Origin of the sequence: Exiguobacterium sp. s166 (assembly GCF_018618855.1) — a bacterium.
In the GTDB taxonomy this organism is placed as follows: domain Bacteria; phylum Bacillota; class Bacilli; order Exiguobacteriales; family Exiguobacteriaceae; genus Exiguobacterium_A.
In genome coordinates this window covers 23821-43084 of record NZ_JACSMU010000008.1, presented here as the reverse complement: position 1 = coordinate 43084, position 19264 = coordinate 23821, and the positions used below count along the sequence as shown (strand labels likewise).

At 47.4% G+C, this 19264-nt stretch carries 19 protein-coding genes; 6 read left to right on the top strand and 13 right to left on the bottom strand.

The annotated features are described in order from the left end of the window. Positions 1-90 precede the first annotated feature (90 nt). On the top strand, positions 91-588 hold the full coding sequence (locus KNP93_RS14080; RefSeq protein ID WP_131502449.1) for a PCYCGC motif-containing (lipo)protein: 498 nt from the start codon (positions 91-93) through the stop codon (positions 586-588). 53 nt (positions 589-641) lie between these two features. On the opposite strand, the gene KNP93_RS14075 is transcribed toward KNP93_RS14080, so the two are convergent. Then, positions 642-1079 carry a hypothetical protein gene (locus tag KNP93_RS14075; RefSeq protein WP_131502450.1) on the bottom strand — a complete coding sequence of 146 codons (438 nt, stop codon included), beginning with the start codon at positions 1077-1079 and terminating at the stop codon, positions 642-644. Positions 1080-1259: 180 nt separating this feature from the next. Between KNP93_RS14075 and KNP93_RS14070 the strand changes: the two genes are divergently transcribed. Next, positions 1260-2273, top strand: coding sequence for a zinc-binding alcohol dehydrogenase family protein (locus KNP93_RS14070; RefSeq protein ID WP_214855923.1), 1014 nt, complete (start codon positions 1260-1262; stop codon positions 2271-2273). Positions 2274-2327: 54 nt separating this feature from the next. On the opposite strand, the gene KNP93_RS14065 is transcribed toward KNP93_RS14070, so the two are convergent. After that, the gene (locus KNP93_RS14065) at positions 2328-2501 is read right to left on the bottom strand and encodes a hypothetical protein (RefSeq protein ID WP_012371618.1); all 174 of its coding nucleotides are present in this window, start codon (positions 2499-2501) and stop codon (positions 2328-2330) included. A gap of 253 nt (positions 2502-2754) precedes the next feature. Here KNP93_RS14065 and KNP93_RS14060 point away from each other — a divergent pair, with 253 nt between their 5' ends. Beyond that, positions 2755-5193: an ATP-binding protein gene (locus KNP93_RS14060; protein WP_131972035.1), complete on the top strand. Its 2439-nt coding sequence runs from the start codon at positions 2755-2757 to the stop codon at positions 5191-5193. Positions 5194-5237: 44 nt separating this feature from the next. Here the strand turns inward: KNP93_RS14060 and wrbA are convergent, their stop codons facing one another. From wrbA to KNP93_RS14045, 3 genes are all read right to left on the bottom strand, one after another. After that, positions 5238-5840 carry an NAD(P)H:quinone oxidoreductase gene (gene wrbA, locus KNP93_RS14055; RefSeq protein WP_131502452.1) on the bottom strand — a complete coding sequence of 201 codons (603 nt, stop codon included), beginning with the start codon at positions 5838-5840 and terminating at the stop codon, positions 5238-5240. 105 nt (positions 5841-5945) lie between these two features. Next, positions 5946-6980: a DUF2332 domain-containing protein gene (locus KNP93_RS14050; RefSeq protein WP_214855838.1), complete on the bottom strand. Its 1035-nt coding sequence runs from the start codon at positions 6978-6980 to the stop codon at positions 5946-5948. A gap of 107 nt (positions 6981-7087) precedes the next feature. After that, the gene (locus tag KNP93_RS14045) at positions 7088-9121 is read right to left on the bottom strand and encodes an acyltransferase family protein (protein WP_131502454.1); all 2034 of its coding nucleotides are present in this window, start codon (positions 9119-9121) and stop codon (positions 7088-7090) included. A 271-nt stretch (positions 9122-9392) separates the two neighbouring features. Here KNP93_RS14045 and KNP93_RS14040 point away from each other — a divergent pair, with 271 nt between their 5' ends. After that, on the top strand, positions 9393-11198 hold the full coding sequence (locus tag KNP93_RS14040) for an LTA synthase family protein (RefSeq protein ID WP_214855836.1): 1806 nt from the start codon (positions 9393-9395) through the stop codon (positions 11196-11198). 107 nt (positions 11199-11305) lie between these two features. Here KNP93_RS14040 and KNP93_RS14035 read toward each other — a convergent pair whose 3' ends face one another. The 5 genes from KNP93_RS14035 to groES all read right to left on the bottom strand — a co-directional run bounded on the left by KNP93_RS14035 (position 11306) and on the right by groES (position 15673). After that, entirely contained in the window at positions 11306-12244 is a 939-nt protein-coding gene (locus KNP93_RS14035) for a HEAT repeat domain-containing protein (protein ID WP_214855834.1), read from the bottom strand. After that, positions 12231-12806, bottom strand: coding sequence for a GNAT family N-acetyltransferase (locus KNP93_RS14030; protein WP_214855832.1), 576 nt, complete (start codon positions 12804-12806; stop codon positions 12231-12233). The genes KNP93_RS14035 and KNP93_RS14030 overlap by 14 nt, the downstream gene beginning before the upstream one ends. Before the next feature lie 82 nt (positions 12807-12888). Beyond that, positions 12889-13428 (bottom strand): ATP-binding protein, encoded by a 540-nt coding sequence (locus KNP93_RS14025; protein ID WP_214855830.1) that lies wholly within the window; start codon positions 13426-13428, stop codon positions 12889-12891. A 303-nt stretch (positions 13429-13731) separates the two neighbouring features. Next, on the bottom strand, positions 13732-15369 hold the full coding sequence (gene groL, locus KNP93_RS14020; RefSeq protein WP_214855828.1) for a chaperonin GroEL: 1638 nt from the start codon (positions 15367-15369) through the stop codon (positions 13732-13734). Positions 15370-15388: 19 nt separating this feature from the next. Then, entirely contained in the window at positions 15389-15673 is a 285-nt protein-coding gene (gene groES, locus KNP93_RS14015) for a co-chaperone GroES (RefSeq protein WP_012371631.1), read from the bottom strand. Between the two features lie 220 nt (positions 15674-15893). Between groES and KNP93_RS14010 the strand changes: the two genes are divergently transcribed. Both KNP93_RS14010 and KNP93_RS14005 read left to right on the top strand, forming a co-directional pair. Continuing rightward, positions 15894-16586 carry a CPBP family intramembrane glutamic endopeptidase gene (locus KNP93_RS14010; RefSeq protein WP_214855826.1) on the top strand — a complete coding sequence of 231 codons (693 nt, stop codon included), beginning with the start codon at positions 15894-15896 and terminating at the stop codon, positions 16584-16586. Between the two features lie 21 nt (positions 16587-16607). Beyond that, complete coding sequence (locus tag KNP93_RS14005) at positions 16608-16841, top strand: DUF4305 domain-containing protein (protein ID WP_026831839.1); 234 nt, start codon at positions 16608-16610, stop codon at positions 16839-16841. 50 nt (positions 16842-16891) lie between these two features. Here KNP93_RS14005 and KNP93_RS14000 read toward each other — a convergent pair whose 3' ends face one another. The 3 genes from KNP93_RS14000 to KNP93_RS13990 all read right to left on the bottom strand — a co-directional run bounded on the left by KNP93_RS14000 (position 16892) and on the right by KNP93_RS13990 (position 19153). Next, positions 16892-17185 carry a DUF2089 family protein gene (locus KNP93_RS14000; protein ID WP_214855824.1) on the bottom strand — a complete coding sequence of 98 codons (294 nt, stop codon included), beginning with the start codon at positions 17183-17185 and terminating at the stop codon, positions 16892-16894. A gap of 20 nt (positions 17186-17205) precedes the next feature. Continuing rightward, positions 17206-17493, bottom strand: coding sequence for a hypothetical protein (locus tag KNP93_RS13995; protein WP_119924022.1), 288 nt, complete (start codon positions 17491-17493; stop codon positions 17206-17208). A gap of 364 nt (positions 17494-17857) precedes the next feature. Then, a complete protein-coding gene (locus KNP93_RS13990; protein WP_214855822.1) occupies positions 17858-19153 on the bottom strand; it encodes a cation:dicarboxylate symporter family transporter in 1296 nt (431 codons plus the stop codon). Between the last annotated feature and the right edge of the window lie 111 nt (positions 19154-19264).

Here is a 19264-nt window from a genome sequence, read left to right as displayed (position 1 = left end):
CTGTCATCGAATCGCCATTACCTCCTTACCTGCCGTTGAACCTTCCACCGTATACTAAGGAAAGAATCAACGAGTGATGGAGGAATGAAGATGCCTGGAAAAACCGGATGGATGATCATGACACTGTCGGCGACGCTTGCCCTCGGTGCGTGCGGACAGACGGAACAAAAGAGTGCGCCGCATACTGACCACGAGGCCCATGCGACGCACACAAGTGCCGATCAGCTGGAACAGACGACGTCGCCGGCGATTGCACCGGCGTTCTTAAAAGAAACGGATTCTTCGATTCAGACGATTTACCTGTCTGTCGCCAAACATCAGGATCTGTTGGAAAAGATGCCGTGTTATTGCGGGTGCGGGGAATCGGCCGGACACACGAGTAACTATGATTGCTTCATCGCTGATCAAACAGCAGATGGAAAAACGACTTGGACGACACACGGCATTACGTGCGGAACGTGTCTCGATATCGCCGCCCAATCAATCGTCGCTTACCAACAAGATACTCCGGTCAAACAAATCCGAGCTGACATTGATGCGGCCTATGCAAAGACGGGTGCCAAGCCGACACCGACAACGGCCCTCTAAATCAAAAAGCTGCTTCGACATCACGTCGAGGCAGCTTTCTTTGGAGTAAAGACTTATCCTTGTCGGCGAGCCGTCGCATGGAGAACAAACGGTTTACCGGACAGCAATTCCTCCAGCTGATAATACGTATGTGCCCGAAGCGGTTGACTTGTCCGCGGAAGATGCCGTAATTCATAAGCGATTTCGAGCAGATAAAATTTGTATGTCTCGGCCTCGTCAAACCCGAAACTATTTTTTCGGGCTTCCATATAACCAATCAAACGCTGTTGTTGCTCAAGCGACAGGCGCTGGACTTGCGGAGCAACCGATTCGCTCGGACGGAGAACCAGTTCCCGTTCTGTCCGGTACAACCGGTTCATGACCCCTCGTTCCCGTCGAAGCGCAATCAATTTCGCCGGTTGATACGAACGGGGATAGGGATGCGCATGGACTAAATACTGTTCAATGATCGATTGTGTCGGGGCAGCCGGAAAAGAAATGACATCATGCATACAATTCGACTCCTTTTAATAAGATCTACACTCTGCATTCTACTACAAATTTCCAATTCAACGCATGGACCTTACAGGAAGGAAACAGGTTTTCTAATTTTGGACGGGTTTCGTTTTTCATGACGCGTGGAAAAGTTCAAAAGATACTTATCTCTGAAAGGATGTTTTGTCATGCAACAGATGAAAGCCATTGGATTCCACAAACATTTACCGATTACGGAAGCCGACAGTCTGATTGATCTTGAAATCGAACGTCCCGTCGCAAAAGGACACGATCTGCTAGTCGAAATTAAAGCCATTTCCGTCAATCCGGTCGATACGAAAGTCCGGGCTAAGGGCGCGGACGAACAGGAACCGAAAATCATCGGCTATGATGCAGCCGGCGTCGTCGTTGAAGTCGGTGATCACGCCTCCCTCTTTTCCGTCGGGGATGAAGTCTACTACGCCGGTGCCATCAATCGTCCCGGTTCCAACAGTGAATTCCAGCTCGTCGACGAACGGATTGTTGCGAAGAAGCCGGAACGTTTGACGTTCAGCGAGGCGGCGGGGCTTCCCCTCACTGCCTTGACGGCTTACGAAGCTTTAACTGACCGGATGCATATCACGTTTGATGCCAAATCAAATCTCGAGAAGACGATTCTAATCATCGGTGCAGCAGGCGGTGTCGGATCGATCGCGACACAACTTGCGAACCATGCCGGCCTGACCGTCATCGGGACCGCTTCCCGTCCGGAAACGATTGACTGGGCGAAAGCACACGGCGCCCATCATACGATTAACCACCACAAAGATTTCCGGGAACAACTCGAACAACTCGGTTATTCGTACGTCGACTACATTTTTTGTCTGAATGCGACCGATCAGCATTTTGATGCGATGGTCGATGTCATCACACCGCAAGGGACCATCTGCAGTATCGTCGAGACGGAGCAGGCACTCAATCTCAGCGCTTTGCAACAAAAGAGTGCCACTTTCGCCTGGGAGTTCATGTTCACCCGCTCCCTGTTCGGGACACCGGACATGATTCGCCAACATGAAATTCTGACCCGCATCGCGACTTGGCTCGAGGAAGAAACACTTGAGACGACTGTCACTCAGACGTTGATCGGACTGAATGCAGAGAATTTAAAAGAAGCCCACCGTCTCGTCGAAAGTGGCAAGACGATTGGTAAGATTGTCGTCGAACAGCATTAATCTAAAAAAACAGGACGTTCTTCTCGAAAAGAGAAAGAACATCCTGTTTTTCGATTATCTGCTTTTTTGACGTTTCATTGAAAAGACGATGGCCGCAAACAATGACAGGAGTCCTCCCGCCCAGCCGATGACCGGTGCGTACTGAAATGTATCGCGCAGCAACATTCCTCCGATAATGAGGATGGCAGCATCCGCTGCGAACAGCACCGCTAAAAATCGATAATTCATCCTTCTTCTCCCCTTTCATTTCAAAATGTTAATACTTCTGCATTCTTCCTGCCAAAGGACATCTGCCCTTCAACTTCTTAATCCTTACCCTTGATTTAGCACTTTCTGGTATGAATTTCTTGTATTTAAGATAATTTTCTAATAACACTGTATTTCTGAGTCTAAAAAATGTACGATTACGGTAAGAAATAAGTATAGTAATTACATCTATGTTCAATACGGAACGCTGAAGCAAAGGGGCATCCACAATCATATGAAAAAATGGTTCAATCAAAAAATCAGCCGGCAAATCATGTCCGCTTTTTACCTTATACTGATTACGTTATCAGTCTCTTCGATTGCCGCTTACTTTTATACGAATCATCAGGTGATGAGCGCCAAGACAAGTCTCGATGCGATCAGTGAACGGCAGGAACGGGCGACGTCCTTATGGGACGATTGGCAGTCCTTACAATATGAAATGCGCGGATATATCGTTTTCGGTGATGACGCCGTTCTTGAAACCATTAATGAAAAAAAATCATCTCTTGAACAGCAAACCGAATGGTTCGAGAAAAACGGAAAATATCAAGCGGATCAGATTTATGCGTCTGATGTCCGTTCCCTGTACACGTCCTACACGACATTCGTCATGCCGAGCTTGATTAAATATGTCAAAGCCAAACAGGACGGTACCGTGGACGAAACGTTTTTACAGATGCCGAGTTTAAAATCGATGATGCCGCAGGTCAAGCGGGATCCGAACCGGAAATTCAAGATGAATGCATCGAACAGTGAAACGATGCGCAAAAGCGTTAATACGATGGAGAGTGTCTTCACCAGTTACCGGACGAGTCTCCAGGCGAAAGAAGAAATGGCGAAAGAGAAACTGATCAAACAAACGAAATACGCGGAATGGATTTGGCTCATCAATCTGTTGGTCCTGTTCCTTGTCATTCTGTTGATCATTCGACCGTTCATCGCACGGACGACACGTCAAATCCAGCTCCTCAGTAAAGAAAGTAAACTGCTTGCCCAAGGGCAACATACCGCACCGCTGATTCCCATGAATCGGACCGATGAAATCGGTGAGCTCAGCAAATCTTTTCATCAAATGGCGACGGCCCTGACCGACAATAAACACCGGTTGATGTCATCCAATGATAATTTAGAACAAGCGTTGCGAATCACTTTACGGAACGAAGCACACTTGAAAATCCGGAATCAGCTGACGGAAACTCTTGCTTCCCGTGATACAGTCACCGCTTATCCGGCCGTCATCGAAAAGATGGTCGAGATTACCGATTCAACGAACGGTTCCTTGATTTTTAAGGAAGGAACAACGGTAACGAATATCATTTCCTACGGTCTGACGGAACAAGAACAAGACGATTTAATTGCGACAATCGAACCTGTCATCCGCCGAGCACGAAAGGATAAAGTCCCGCACATCGCTCAGTTTGCCCAACGCGCGATTGCCGTCACACCGGTTCTTGATGCCAGCACTGATGAGATCATCGCCTATATCTACCTGATGCGTCTCCATCATCCATTTGACCCGCAGGAACAAGAGGAGCTTGCTGCCTTTGCACGTCAGCTGGCCTTATCGTTACTCCGGATGCGGACGTTTGATGAGATTGGACGGGAACGGGAAAAAACAGCCCGCTTGTTGAACTCGATCCGCGAATCGATTGTCTACATCGAACCCGACGGACCGATTCAATTAATCAATCGTCCGTTACTCGATTTATTCGATCATCCATCTGCCGTCGACTCGAAAGCAGAATGGTTGATTGAAATCGATGACTCGATCACCTATCTGAAAAATCGAGTGGATCAGCTCTCTGAATTCGAACGATATCTGCACCAAACATTCATTAATCGTGAAACCGGAGAAGGTATTACCTTTTCGATCGATCGTGAAAAACGTTTCATCAAGACATACTCGGAAGAAATCCATTACGGCGGAAAATTCCGCGGGATTCTTCTCGTTTTACGTGATGTGACGAATGAAGTCGAAATTGACCGAATTAAAAACGAACTCGTTTCAACAATTTCCCATGAATTACGGACACCGCTCTCTTCGATTTATGGATTCACCGAGTTGATGATTCAACGGGATCTCCCTCCACATCGTCAAAAAAAATATCTGAAAGCGGTCCATTCGGAAACCGAACGACTGTCATTGTTAATCAACGACTTCCTCGACCTGCAACGGATGGAAGCCAACCGTCAGCAGTACACATTCGAACCGTTTGATCTACTCGCGATGCTGAAGGATTTGAAGCAACTTCATAGTCTTTCATCTTCTACACATACTATTCGCATCTTGACTGACGTTTCGTCGCTCTTGATTGAGGCCGATACGAAAAAGATTCGTCAGCTGTTTGGAAACTTGATTAACAATGCGATTAAGTATTCTCCAGCAGGCGGCTCAATTGAAGTTCGTTTAACGGAACACACTAATCGGGTAACCATCGCGATTACCGATCACGGAATCGGAATTCCCGCTTCCGCGATGAGCGAACTGTTCCAAAAGTTTTATCGTGTCGATAATTCGGATACCCGAAAAATCGGTGGAACAGGACTCGGGTTATCGATTTGTCGCGAGATCGCCCGTGCCCATGATGGCGAAATTCATGTCGAATCAATCGAAGGACAAGGTTCGACGTTCACGGTCGACTTACCGCTTAATCCGACACCACCGTTATAACAACAAACCGCGCCAGTTCCCTTCCGGAACGGCGCGGTTTTTGCTTATCCTTTAATACGGCTTGCGATATCGACCGTCCGTTTCGCCTGGTGACGAACAGCCGGTTCAACCGATTCGACCATGTTTCCGTCCTGGTCGACAGTGACCGTTGTTCCGTACGGGTTTCCGCCTGCTGCGAACAGGACCGGATCCGAATACCCTGGTGCTGCGACGATCGCACCCCAATGGAACATCGATGTATAAACAGCAAGAACTGTCGCTTCCTGACCACCGTGCGGATTTTGCGCAGACGACATGGCACTGACGACTTTATTGACGAGTTTCCCTTGTCCCCAAAGTCCGCCTGTCGTATCGAGGAATTGCTGGAATTGTCCAGGAACGTGTCCGTAACGGGTCGGGACGCTGAAGATGATCGCATCTGCCCAGTCAAGCAAGTCGGGTGTCGCTTCCTCGATGTCACGCGTAGCATCGGTATGTTTTTGCCAAAGTGGATTCGAGGCAATTGCTTCTGCCGGTGCCGTCTCCTTGATTTTCGCAAGACGGACTTCAGCACCGGCGGCTTCTCCTGATTCTTTCGCCCACATGGCGAGTTGATGATTGGTTCCGGTCGAACTGTAATAGATGACAGCCAGTTTCACATTAGACATGACTTCGCTCCTTTTTTCGAAAACAGTGACGGACGATGGATGTACATGTCGTCTTTTCCCGTTTTTTGGATAAAGTAACGCCTTTCCTTTGAATCCAAGATAATTTTATACTTCTTGTGTCACGAGCCATTTGAACCAGCGACCGTGTCCGTCCGTCTCGGCAATCGTCTGTTCCGTCAACACACCGTCGATGTAGGCATCGAGATGCAGGTAACGGTCCTGGACATTGTTGTAGACGTGATAGAGATTACGCGTCCGCCCGATTTCCCTGACGACCTGCAGCAATTCTTTTTTGACCGCGAGCGGCATCTGGTTCGCAACATGCGTATGGAAAATACAGAGGATACTATCGTCCGGTGTCTGTGCTGCATAGAGCGGCAACAACTTCACTCCGTCCCCTTCGACGAGTTCCAGCGCGTACTCTTCTACGTAACGCGCTGCCGCCTCGAACATCTCGAGCCGTTCCCGGTGCTCCGTCCAAATCAGTGCTTTCAGCCACAACTGTTCATCGGCATCATGTAAGTCGACGATGTTCAGATCAAGTCCGATCCGGCTTGCGACCGGCGGCGGCGTTTGTGCCACGGCCGGCGTTTCCGTTCCTTCGATGACCGACGTCAAGTGCAGACGCGATGCCGGGTTCCCGACGACTTCTCCGTTTCCGTACGCGTAGCTGTATTGATCAAACAGCAGCTGTAAGCCGGCACTTGTACCGATCTCAAGTAGAGCGAGCGGTCTCTGTGTCTGTTGATGAATCTGACTGAAGACCGGATAGAGATACGTACAGCGCCGAACTTCATTTGTTTGGACAAGACGATGTGCCAGGAGCGGAATCAACTCGACTTCATATGTCGCGCAAAATGACTGAAAATCGGCAAAGGCATCTGTAAACGGTTTTGGCCGTTCAGTCACGCTTGGATAATACGCGGCGAGCGGATGACCGACGCCTTTTAACAACAGATAATGGACGGCACCAAATAACAGGTTCGGAACCGGCTGACCGTCACGTGCGTGTTGGCATAATGCGAGAATTTCCGGGTTTTTCGCAATCTCGAGTGATAAGTATTCGTATAACGGACTGGAGTCGCGGCACTCCCGTTCCGCAAACGTTTGAAAACGTTGTGCGAGTTCTGTTTCTGTCATGTGTAGTTCCCCCTTTGTACGTTCCCTGTTGTATTCCCCAAATTATTCCAAAGACCTGTTTTCTCTACAAAAAACACCTCCACCCATAAGCGGAAGTGTTTCAGTTCTTACTTTTCTTCTTTTTTCTTCAGGATATCCGTCACGACTTCATTCAGTTTCTGTTTGAAGACCGGTCCGAAACTTTCAGCATATGAATTCGTCATATGACTGATATCACGATAGATGACGACATTCCCGATGACCGGACGGAATTCACCGTTGACGCGGAAGTAATCCGTCAAGTCGAGTTTGTAGAGCGATTTGTTCGTTTTTTCGAAGTTTTTCCAATACGCTCCATCACGTTGGTTGACTTCGGCATTCATCTTCTTCGTCGTCTCTTCGATGCTCGTCGTCTCGAGTGACTCGAGGACGTTGAAGCTGTAACGCGGATTATCCCGCAGTGCCAGACCGTCGATGCCGTACTCGTCTTTGACGTATTGCATTTGATCGACCATCTGTTGGTGAATCTTATCTTTCGTCGCATCCGCCGCCGTGACGTGCGAGATGATCAGATCGACATCGGCATCCTTCAAATAGTCGAGGACGTTTTGATTCCAGATGCCTTTTAGGACGTTATCGTCGTAGCCGGTCGAGAAGCGTGTCCCGGAACGGGTGATGTTCAAGACCCGGTACTTCTCACCTTTTGCGGCTTCATGAATCGCTCCGAACCATTGCTCCGAGTGCGAACTGCCGACGAGGGCAATCGTTGCGATATAGTTTTTCGTTTCGCCGTATTCGCCGACTTTGACATCACTTTTGCTCAGTCCCTGATTACTGCCGTCGGTGTGGACGAGCGGCAGGTCATCAAAGACGTTGGCATAGGACGGAAACGGATCGCGCTCCGGCGTTTGATCCGGATTCTTGACCGCGATCGCTCCCGGATAATCGTTTGCGCTGACACCCTTCTTTAATTCCTGCTCTTCGAAATACTTGAGTCCGATCAGTGAACCGATCAACAACACGTTGATGCTCATCATGATGCCGAGCTTCTTGAAAGCGGACCGGTCGACTGTTGCACTGCGGATCGGTTTCTCAATAAATTCCGTCATCAGGTACGACAGAAGAATCGCCGACAGGATGATGGCAGTTCCCATCAGGAAGCCCGGTGTCTGCTGGACGTTGTACCGGTAAAACTCCAGCAGGACCCAGTGCCAAAGGTAAATCCCGAACGCAATGCCTCCGAGTTTGACCATCGGCTTTGATCCGAGGAAACGTTTGATGCCGAACGTCGTGTCGCGTGTTCCGGACAGGACGATGAACAACGCACATGTCATCGGCCACAAGGCGATGTAGCCCGGGAACATTTGCGAGACGTTAAAGAGAATCCCGGTCAGGACAAGACCTATTAATCCGAGCCAGCCCATCAAAGTCGCCATCCATTTCGGAACATGGATCGACGACAGGTTGATGCAAAGCAGGCTGCCCAACGCAAATTCCCAAACGCGCGTCATCGTGATGAAATACGCCCACGGCTGGTTGACTTCCGTTAAATAAATCGAATAGCTTAACGATGTGACGAACAACACCCCTAAAATCGTATTGATCATCGGTTTGACGTTTTTAATCGTATACTTTTTGACCATCCATAAGATGAATGAGAACAGAATAAACCAAATCATATAGAACTGACCTTGAATCGACAGTGCCCAGAAATGTTCGACCGGCGATTTCATCTGACTCGCATCCAGATAATCCGTACTCGAGATGGCGAGTTGCCAGTTTTGATAGAAGAACATCGAGGCGACGACTTCACGAATCGTTTTCTCTAAAATCGATTGCGGCAGTAAAAATGAACTGAGAACGAGGACGACGGCTAAAATGAACAGGACCGACGGCAGTAACCGTTTAATCAGTTTCGTGACGTACGGCAAAAAGCGGAATTCACCGGTCCGGTTAATCGTCGAGATAATCGACGTCGTGATCAGGAATCCGGAGATGACGAAGAACACATCGACACCGCCCGATACGCGGTTGAACCAGATATGATAGACTGCGACCAGTAAGGCAGCAACGACACGCAACCCTTCGATTTCAGGCCGGAACTGGCTTTTGGTGTTAATGAGTTTTTGTTGCGGCACTTCTTTTTGATTCAGTTGATTCATTTTACATTAGCTCCTATACTTTTTGATTCATGACGGGACGACTGAAATTGAAAAAATTCCCTCAAACATTAAATACGCACCAATTCATCCTAATGTAAATTACTTATAAAATCTATAACATTCCTATTATTTCGATGTTTCTTTTCTCCTTCACTGCTTGAATCCCGGCTTTTTCAAATGCACAGCACATAACGACCGACTCAAACGTTCGTTCTCATTCGCTTCAGGGTATAGACTATTTCAAGACTATGACGAACGTTAGGAGCAAATCATGATTGTACTCGGTTACGCGTTTTATTTATTGTTGGGCACGTTAAAATTCGTGCTGTTTAGTTTTTATACCGATACGGCTTTTCCGCTCGATCTCTTTTTCATGAATCTCGGCGGTATGCTGGTGCTGTCGAGTTGGACCCTATTAATCGACTGGCAAAAACGCCGCTGGATTTGGCTCGGCCTTCTCATCGCCCACAGTTTTTTACTGATTTCCGATATGTGGTATTACCGTTACTTTGACGACTTCCTGTCCGTTTCGCTCATGTCACAGATGATGCAGATGGGAGATGTCAGCAGCGGTTTTGCTGCCTTGATTCTGCCATCGGACTTCCTGTTGTTTGCGGACAGTCTGATTTTCATCGGCTTTTTGTTCTTCATGCGAAAGCGGACATTTGCCGTTGCGAAAAAGACACGCCGAAAAACGGCCGGACTCTCTTTCCTTGCCGGTATGGTTCTGTTTGCGGCTCCGGTCACATACAGCGTCGTCAAAGAAGACCAACGGCTCAGCCGGTCCGTGTCCGACATGCGCGACTATTACCAGCTCGGATTTTGGGGATATCACGGCATTGATTTGTTGCGCGGTATCCAAGGCGCCATTGCGCCGGACAAAGCGTTGACCACGTCGGAACAACAACAGATCGACGAAACGAAAACTTCCGACACGAGTGGTGCCACGAAAAAACCAAACATCATTTTAGTGCAGCTCGAATCGTTTCAGGCATCGGTCATCGACCAACAAGTGAACGGTCAGACCTTAACTCCGAATTTAAACAAACTGAAAGAGGAATCATTGTACTTCTCGTCGTTTTACCACCAGACGCACGAAGGGCGGACTTCGGACGCCGAATTCATTACGAACACTTCGCTTTATCCGTTAAAATCCGGTTCTGTCTATACCCGGTTCCCGGACAACGAGTTTGACGCGCTGCCAGATCTGTTGCGTACGAACGGGTACGACACAGCTGCCATGCATGCGTATGAAAAAGGCTTTTGGAACCGCGATCAGGTCTATCAAAATATCGGCTTCAAACATTTTTTCAGCCAAGATGATTATCCGAAACAAAAGAAAATCGGCATGGCCTTGAACGACAAACAGTTTTTCACAAAATCGATTAAACATATGGAAATGCTGAAAGAACCGTACTTCTCCTTCCTTGTCGCCTTGACAAGTCATACGCCATACGAGATACCAAAAGACGAACGGCAACTCGACTTGTCCGGTTATGACGATCCGATGTTAAGAGGCTATTACCAGACCATCCACTACGTCGACGGAGCCGTCGGACAGATGGTCAAGGAATTGAAGAAAAAAGACATGTGGGACGACACACTTGTCATCTTTTACGGCGATCATGACAGCGGTCTGACGAACAAAGACAGTGAGATGCAACGGGAACTCGGAATCGACAATGCCGTCGATGCTTTTGAACTCGACCGTCGCGTACCGCTGTTCATCAAGAAACCGAATCAGGATACAGGTGAAATCATCCGAGAGAACGGCGGACAAATCGATATCGCTCCAACGATTGTTGATTTACTCAATCTTGAGTCACCGTATATGATGGGCAACTCCTTACTCGATGACGAACCGAATCTGACCGCCTTCCGCGACGGGTCGTTCCGCTACAAGGACTACTATTACGAAGCGAACCTGACGGAAAAAGCCGGCAACGGGATCTGTTATGACGTCTCGACGAAAAAACAGGTCGACCGTAAGATGTGCAAGTCGCAAACGAAACAAGTACGAAAAGATTTGCGTCTGTCGGATGCGATCATCGAAAAGAATGGATTGGAGCAAGACTGAATCAATCATCCGAATCAAATGATCGTTGCAGCATAAAAAGAGGAGCCGGACTCAACATCCGGCTCCTCCTTTTATGTGCTTTAGTTCATCCGTCTTGAATAAATCATTTAGTGAGATGTCCGATATTCAGTCAACCACTGCTGTTCCTCGTCAAACAGGACATCCCATCTTTTCATGATGATCCAGTCAAACAATTCCGGGATCGTCTTGTCCGATTGTCGGTAACGATTCAAAAAACGGAATGCGGTCAGGATCTCGTTACTTTGAATCTGTCGCTTTCGCTTGAGCATCGTTTTCACTCGTTTAATGATCGGCTGAATAGCAGATGCATCCCCATGTTTTGCAATTCCGAGCAACGCATACGCTTTGACGTCGACCGACCGATCCTCCAAGCCTTTCACAAACAGCGGCAGGAACGAGTCGTCTCCGAGTTCACTGAGCGCATTGAGTGCCGAGTGCCGAATATCGCCTTTCGGATGATCGAGGAGCGGTAACAGATGCGGAATCATCCGCTCCGTGCCGATCGTTGCCAACACAAAATTCGCACTCATGATCTCAAACGAATCGGTGGAGGTCGTAATAAATCGAATTAACGCATCTTCTGCTAAAGCCCCCCGACAGGAGCCGAGTGCATCAATCGCCGAATTTCGAATAGCCGAACGGGAATCCTCGACGTACTTGATGATATCTGTCGCATCATCCACCCGTTCCTGTTTCGTCAGTTCATCAAGGACTTTGACGATCAGTGTCGGCTTCGTCTCTTGCGCCAGTCGTTCTAACAGTAAATCAGCAACACGGACGTCGCCTGTGTTCATCCCAATCGTCCCCAGCATAAAGTAGAAATACCGTTTCATTTCTAGTCTCTTAGTCTGTTCAAGCAGGTCCATTAACACAGGAAGCATTTGAATATCCTGAAAACGCCGTGCTGTTTCATACGCTAAGTCAGACGGCGACCCTTCACTCGTGGAATAACCCCGTTCTTCATCGTACACATACTCGTCGATCGACATCTGTTCCGCTAATGTGATTAATTCATCTTTGTTCATCGGCAGTTCCTTTAGTCTTCTCAAACAGTTTATACCAGTACAGCGTCAGATCAATGTTTGAATTAGATGACTGTTTCAGCGTATCGACTCCGCCTAGGACAAATCCTTCTTTGACGTAAAAACGGCAGGCAATCAAGTTATCATTTTGCGCTTCAAGCGATAAGCCGATCAACGACTGTTCCTTTGCCCAGGTTTCAGCTACTTCAAGCAGCAAGTGACCGACACCGCTTTTTCGATAATTCTTTTTGACAGCGATATTTTCAATATAGGCAAAACGGTTCCAGTCTTTGACGAGGCGGATTTGACCGATGCACACGTCTTCATGGAAGGCCAACAAGACGATTTTTTGATTGCTGTCGATATAAGGAGCCCAGTCTAATTTGTCATCTGGGAAGCGAATTTCTGTTGGAGTCTCATATAACTCTTCTTCGTAAGACCAGACGCCGTTTGAAAGACTCGGGAGAACTTTTCCGACAATTGGAAAGGGTTCGTTAGCTGCATTGACGATAGTTATAAACTGTTCTTTTAGCGGCTCAATTATGATTCTCTCAAATTGGTGCATTGCTCTCACCCCTTGTTATGTAATTTCCAAGATAACTCTTCATATTAGAAGATCAACATTTTTTCGAACTGCAAAATCAATTTTAAGAATCTGTACTTAAGTATTCTTTAACCATCGCCAGACATTTTTCGACTGAATAGTCGCCTTCAATCCTTAATATCGGGCACGATAATTCATCCATCCATTGCTCGTGCAAGGCTTTACTTCGAACTTCCAGACCCGCATTGTCATAAAGAGCAGCCCATTTAAGAAACGTTTGCGATTGTTCATAATTTTCACCACCCGGTAGTACCTCTTCCCCGTACCGTTCTATTTCCCGTTTCTGCAGTCTTTCGAGTCTGACCTCCGGTGGTATCCATAAAAAAATAACGAGGTCAAAATAAGTAGCAAAGCAGTTACCACAACCTACAGTTGCTCCCGATAAAATCCATTGTTCAGAATGTGACAAATCCTTCTTCAACATTTCTATTCTTTCAGGTACAGGTCGCTGTTTAGTAAACTTGGATATCCAATAGTAATCATCCGTATCCAAAGATTTATGGGGAAGGACTTCTGCTAAAGCTTTGCCCAGTGTAGATGTTCCTGATCCTGAAGCCCCTATGATATGGATTTTATTCTTCATTCTTTCTCACCCCTTACAAGCGTTTTATGTATCTATTATATAGTTTCCTTAATTTCACATTACATTTTTTCAAAGACACCTGCTACTCTTTTTAAAGCATTCGAAACAGCCTTACACTAATCAATAGAAGCCATGATCTTTTAAAACAAACTTTAAAAGAAATTCTGTGTACTGGCGTAGTAAAAAAAGACCCTCTATAAGTTCAAAGAACTTACAAAGGATCTCCCCGGTTTTACATTAAATTAGCACTTTATAATCCGATTCCACTACAAATCCCATTGATTAATAGGTTGTATGATTAGATTACATCATTCCGCCCATTCCACCCATGCCGCCCATATCAGGCATTGCAGGTGTACCAGCTGGTTCCGGTTTATCGGCGATGACGGCTTCTGTCGTTAGGAACATCGCTGAAACAGACGCTGCGTTTTGAAGTGCTGAACGCGTTACTTTCGCCGGATCGACGATTCCTGTTTCGATCATGTCGACATACTCGTCTGTCGCGGCGTTGTAACCCATGCCTTGTGCTTCATGCTTGAGACGCTCGACGATGACTGAACCTTCTTGACCGGCATTTTCCGCGATTTGGCGGAGCGGTGCTTCGAGCGCACGAAGAACGATGTTGACACCTGTTGCTTCGTCGCCTGTTGTAACGGCAAGAATCGATTCGACGGCTTTCGTGACGTGGATGAAGGCCGTTCCCCCACCGGCAACGATTCCTTCTTCGACCGCTGCGCGTGTCGCGTTGAGTGCATCTTCAATTCGGAGCTTCCGTTCTTTCAATTCCGTTTCTGTTGCTGCTCCGACTTTGACGACGGCTACGCCGCCTGCGAGTTTCGCAAGACGCTCTTGGAGTTTTTCACGATCGAAGTCGCTTGTCGTTTCTTCGATTTGCGAACGGATCGCTCCGACACGCGCTGTGATTGAATCACTTTGTCCGTTACCTTCGACGATTGTCGTGTTGTCTTTTGAGACGACGACTTTCGATGCACGGCCGAGTTGCGTGATTTGTGTTTCTTTCAGATCAAGACCAAGCTCTTCTGTGATCAGTTCTGCGCCAGTAACGATCGAAATGTCTTCGAGCATCGCTTTACGACGGTCTCCGAAACCTGGTGCTTTAACGGCAACAGCGTTGAACGTTCCACGGAGTTTGTTGACGACGAGTGTCGCGAGTGCTTCGCCTTCGACATCTTCCGCGATGATCAAGAGTGGTTTGTTTTGTTGGACGACCTGCTCAAGCACCGGCAGGATTTCCTGGATGTTCGAAATCTTTTTGTCCGTGATCAGGATGTACGGGTTCTCAAGGACCGCTTCCATCTTATCGGAATCCGTGATCATGTACGGTGATGCATATCCACGATCGAATTGCATTCCTTCGACGACGTCGAGTTCCGTCGTGAAGCCGCGTGATTCTTCGATTGTGATGACACCGTCCTGACCGACACGTTCCATCGCTTCCGCAATCAATTGACCGACTTCTTCGTCAGCAGCTGAAATCGCCGCAACTTGGGCGATCGCTTCCTTGCCTTCGATTGGTTTTGCGATCGCGTGCAGTTCTTCGACGGCACGACGGACTGCTTTTTCGATCCCTTTACGGATGACCATCGGGTTCGCACCTGCAGTGACGTTCTTGAGTCCTTCACGAATCATCGCTTGTGCGAGGACTGTCGCTGTTGTCGTACCATCCCCTGCGATTTCGTTTGTTTTCGACGCGACTTCTGCGACAAGCTTCGCGCCCATGTTTTCGAAGTGATCTTCGAGTTCGATTTCTTTTGCAATCGTCACACCGTCATTCGTGATGAGTGGTGAACCGAATTTACGTTCGAGAACGACGTTCCGTCCTTTTGGTCCGATCGTGACTTTAACCGCATCCGCTAATGCGTCTACTCCGCGAAGCATCGCTCGGCGTGCTTCTTCACTGAATAAGATATCTTTTGCCATGACTGAAATCCCCCTTTGATTAGTTTGCTACTGCTAAAATATCGCTTTCGCGTAAGATTAAGTATTCGTTGCCATCGACTTTCACTTCTGACCCTGCGTATTGCGCATAGATGACGTGGTCCCCGACATTCACTTCAAGTGGTACACGGACACCCTGCTCCGTCACACGGCCTGTACCGACAGCGACGACTTTACCCTCTTGCGGCTTTTCTTTCGCTGACCCAGGAAGAACGATTCCTCCGAGTGTTGTTTCTTCTTTTTTAACGACTTCGATCACAATGCGATCACCAAGTGGTTTTAACATGCGAAACATCCTCCTTGAACATGACTGTTTTTTAGCACTCACTTAATTGGAGTGCTAACATATTTTTATCTTAAACGGTTTCCGGTTGGAATTCAAGCCCGAACCCTTATCCGTTTTCCCGAAATTGCCATCTTTGAACCATCACCATTCGTGCGCCCGGTCGGTTTGTTTGTTACAATCGGGACAGTACCTTCATTACAAAGGAGTTGTGTTCCGCCCGATGAAAAATTCCGTCAATCTGCCGTTTAATATGGCTGAGAAGTGGCAAATCCGTCACGTCATTCCGATCGTGATTTATTTAATCGTGCAACTTGTCCCGGCGACCTTTCCGAGTTTCCTGTCAAAAAGCCAAATTCCGAGTGTTCTCGGCTGGTGGCTCGCGATTGGTTTTACCGTAGCCGTCATCGTTTCCTTCTATTGTCTACGTCCTGACTGGCAGAAGTGGAAAGCAGAGGGCAACCAAACCGATACGATGGATACGTTAAAGTGGATCGGAATCGGGATTGTCTTACTGTATGTCTCTTTAATCAGTGTCAACTTGATTGATGCCTGGATGTCCGGTGGGATTGAAAACATCGCGAAATCACAAAATACGGATGACATCATGAAGGCGATTCAGGTCATTCCGATTCTTCAAGTCATGGTCGTCCTGCTAGGTCCGATCATGGAAGAGTTTCTGTTCCGGCACATCATGTTTGGAAACTTGTCGACGAAACTGAACTTCATCTTCAGCTTCGTTCTCAGCGGTGTCATCTTCGGTTTGATTCACGGAGATAATAAATTCTTGATTTACGTCGCGATGAGTTTCGTCTTCTCACTCGTCTTCGTCAAGACACGCCGCATCATCGCTCCGATCGCGATCCATGTCTTTAACAACGGCATCGTCGTACTTGCCCTATACGCAACGACTTAATTAACGAAAGGTAGTGTTTTCATGCGACAAGGTTCAAACTTCATGGCATTTTTCTATGCCATCTTCGGTATTCTTTTCATGTACCTCGCGTACAGTAATTCGATTGAGGCCGGAACGGTCTTCAACTTCTGGACAATCCTCTTGACGCTGTTCGCAGCGGTCGACTTTTACCGTCTCTACCTCATCTTCCGCTTCCGGATGGCAGCCAAGAAGATGATCAAAAAAGAACAGGAAAAAAAGGACGACAAGAAATAACGCAAAATGAGATCGCCGATTTTACTCGGTGATCTCATTTTTGTTTTCCTTCACTTTGCCTGATCTTTTCGGTAGGAGTCGATGATTACTTTTGCGATATCAAGATTCAACCGTTCATCGAGGACAAGATTCTTGATCATATTGATGAATTCGACGTCCTCTTGCTGCACGGACTCGATTCGTTCAATCAATTGGTTCAACTTCGTCCGGACGGTCGGATACGATACTTGATAAGAAGTTGCCATGTCTTTTAGCGAACCGGAGTTTAAGACGAACTTCCGGACGAATTCGAGATGTTCTTGTTCTAAAGCCAGTACCCAAGCAGGTACATCCTGTCGTTCCATCGTTTTCCCTCACTTCTCTCTTACAAATCTTGAATATCGAGGCGGTCCTTTTCGCGTTGCAGTTTTTTCTTGCGCGAGTTGTTTCCCTCCACTGATATACTGACTAAGGTTGACGTCAGCATGAGCGTGCCAACCCGAATCAACGATTCACGGTCATCGGAATGCTCTCCTGTATAAAAGTATATGTATGCTCCTGCCACTAAGGCAAGTACAGGCAGAATCACTCCGAGCCAATTACTTTTTCTTGCGAGATAAAACTGTCCTCCAAACAATCCAATCGTGATCATTACCGAAATAAATATATCCACTTGTTTTCCTCCTTTTGTTGTCTATCCACCGTTCTATATTAATAATATTAATTTTTATTTAAACATTATTCAACTTATTTTAAACAATCGTGATAAATTCATTACTTTATTCATAAACGATATGATTTGATATATTTTGACAATCTGATATTCAACCCATTCAACAGAGGTAGCGTGTGTTTCGCCCGACTTCTACGGGAAAAGGAAGCCCCGCTTCCGTCAGGAACAGGCGAGACCCGGTCGTCAGAGACGAGCGTGGCTTGCGTTCCGCCCGAGAAAATTGGTCGTGCCCAAAACGACACCATCGTTCTACGAATACAAAAAAAGACCAGATGACGAGTCATCTGGTCTGCTGTCGTACCTATTATGCACTTTTCACTTTATCCTGCTTACCTTCCGTCGACATGAACTCGTCGAGTTGGTCGGAATCAAGGACACCTTCCCACTTCGCGATGACGAGTGATGCGAGCGTGTTCCCTGTCACGTTGACGACAGAACGCATCATATCCATGATCCGGTCGATCCCGGCGATGAAGGCGAGACCTTCTGGTGGAATCCCGACCGTTCCGAGTGTTGCGAGCAACACAACAAACGAAACTCCCGGTACAGCAGCCATTCCTTTTGACGTCAGCATCAGAACGAAGACAAGCGTCAACTGCGTGCCGATCGATAAATCAATGTTGTACATCTGCGCGATGAACAACGCAGCCATGGCTTGGTAAAGTGCTGATCCATCGAGGTTAAATGAGTAACCCGTCGGAACAACGAAGCTGACGATCGATTTTGGCACACCCATCTTCTCCAGTTTCTCCATGACGCGTGGTAACACTGTTTCCGACGATGCCGTCGAATACGTCAGGAGTAATTCATCCTTAAAGACACGGACGAAATCCGATACCCGGATGCCGACCCATTTCATGATCGAGCCAAAGACGATGACCATGAAAAGAAGCGCCGTGACATATAACGTTCCGATCAATTTAAATAATGAACCGAGTGATTCGATTCCGAACGTCGAGACAGTGACACCAATCAAGGCGAAGACACCGATCGGTGCGAACTTCATGACGATGTTAACCAGGTTGAACATCGCCGCTGCGACACCTTCGAAGAAGCGGACGACCGGCAAGCCTTTTTCGCCCGCAAATCCGACACCGAGTCCAAATAGGACCGAGAAGAAGATGATGGCGAGCATATCACCGCGTACCATCGCGTCCAAGATGTTCGTCGGCACGATATTGACGATTTTTTCGACAAGACCTTGATCTTTCGTCGTTTCTTCTGTCGCGACGTACGTTGAGATGTCCGTCTTTTCAAGCGTCGCCATATTGATACCGGCTCCCGGCTCAACAAGGTTTGCTGCGAATAATCCGGTAAAGATCGCAATCATCGTGACGATTGTAAAGTAACCGAGCGTCTTCGCGCCAAGGCGTCCCAGACTTTTTGGACTTCCGACCGATGAAACACCGAGCACGATTGTCGTAAAGACGATTGGGACGACGATCATTTTCATCATCCGGATAAAGATATCACCGATTGGCTTCAGCCACTCCGCGACATGTGGATTCCCGTAAAAGATACCACCGACGGTAATCCCGAGAATCAATCCGATTAAAATCTGCCAAGCAAGACCAAGTGGTTTGCGTTTCGTTGCTGCCATAATCTGCCTCCTTAATTTCACACATTTTAAAAACACATAAGTGAATTTTGTCCTAAATACAGCTAGATGTCAAATCGTTCTGTAGTAGTACAGAACAGACAAAAAACGTAC

Excerpts from the sequence above, each read along its gene's own strand:
- KNP93_RS13990 (WP_214855822.1), bottom strand. The coding sequence starts at position 19,153 with ATGGCAGCAACGAAACGCAAACCACTTGGTCTTGCTTGGCAGATTTTA.
- KNP93_RS14065 (WP_012371618.1), bottom strand. The coding sequence starts at position 2,501 with ATGAATTATCGATTTTTAGCGGTGCTGTTCGCAGCGGATGCTGCCATC.
- KNP93_RS14040 (WP_214855836.1), top strand. The coding sequence starts at position 9,393 with ATGATTGTACTCGGTTACGCGTTTTATTTATTGTTGGGCACGTTAAAA.
- KNP93_RS14060 (WP_131972035.1), top strand. The coding sequence starts at position 2,755 with ATGAAAAAATGGTTCAATCAAAAAATCAGCCGGCAAATCATGTCCGCT.
- KNP93_RS14030 (WP_214855832.1), bottom strand. The coding sequence starts at position 12,806 with ATGCACCAATTTGAGAGAATCATAATTGAGCCGCTAAAAGAACAGTTT.
- groL (WP_214855828.1), bottom strand. The coding sequence starts at position 15,369 with ATGGCAAAAGATATCTTATTCAGTGAAGAAGCACGCCGAGCGATGCTT.
- KNP93_RS14000 (WP_214855824.1), bottom strand. The coding sequence starts at position 17,185 with ATGGAACGACAGGATGTACCTGCTTGGGTACTGGCTTTAGAACAAGAA.
- KNP93_RS14045 (WP_131502454.1), bottom strand. The coding sequence starts at position 9,121 with ATGAATCAACTGAATCAAAAAGAAGTGCCGCAACAAAAACTCATTAAC.
- KNP93_RS14010 (WP_214855826.1), top strand. The coding sequence starts at position 15,894 with ATGAAAAATTCCGTCAATCTGCCGTTTAATATGGCTGAGAAGTGGCAA.
- KNP93_RS14075 (WP_131502450.1), bottom strand. The coding sequence starts at position 1,079 with ATGCATGATGTCATTTCTTTTCCGGCTGCCCCGACACAATCGATCATT.
- KNP93_RS14050 (WP_214855838.1), bottom strand. The coding sequence starts at position 6,980 with ATGACAGAAACAGAACTCGCACAACGTTTTCAAACGTTTGCGGAACGG.
- KNP93_RS14005 (WP_026831839.1), top strand. The coding sequence starts at position 16,608 with ATGCGACAAGGTTCAAACTTCATGGCATTTTTCTATGCCATCTTCGGT.
- KNP93_RS14035 (WP_214855834.1), bottom strand. The coding sequence starts at position 12,244 with ATGAACAAAGATGAATTAATCACATTAGCGGAACAGATGTCGATCGAC.
- wrbA (WP_131502452.1), bottom strand. The coding sequence starts at position 5,840 with ATGTCTAATGTGAAACTGGCTGTCATCTATTACAGTTCGACCGGAACC.
- KNP93_RS14070 (WP_214855923.1), top strand. The coding sequence starts at position 1,260 with ATGAAAGCCATTGGATTCCACAAACATTTACCGATTACGGAAGCCGAC.
- KNP93_RS14080 (WP_131502449.1), top strand. The coding sequence starts at position 91 with ATGCCTGGAAAAACCGGATGGATGATCATGACACTGTCGGCGACGCTT.
- KNP93_RS14025 (WP_214855830.1), bottom strand. The coding sequence starts at position 13,428 with ATGAAGAATAAAATCCATATCATAGGGGCTTCAGGATCAGGAACATCT.
- groES (WP_012371631.1), bottom strand. The coding sequence starts at position 15,673 with ATGTTAAAACCACTTGGTGATCGCATTGTGATCGAAGTCGTTAAAAAA.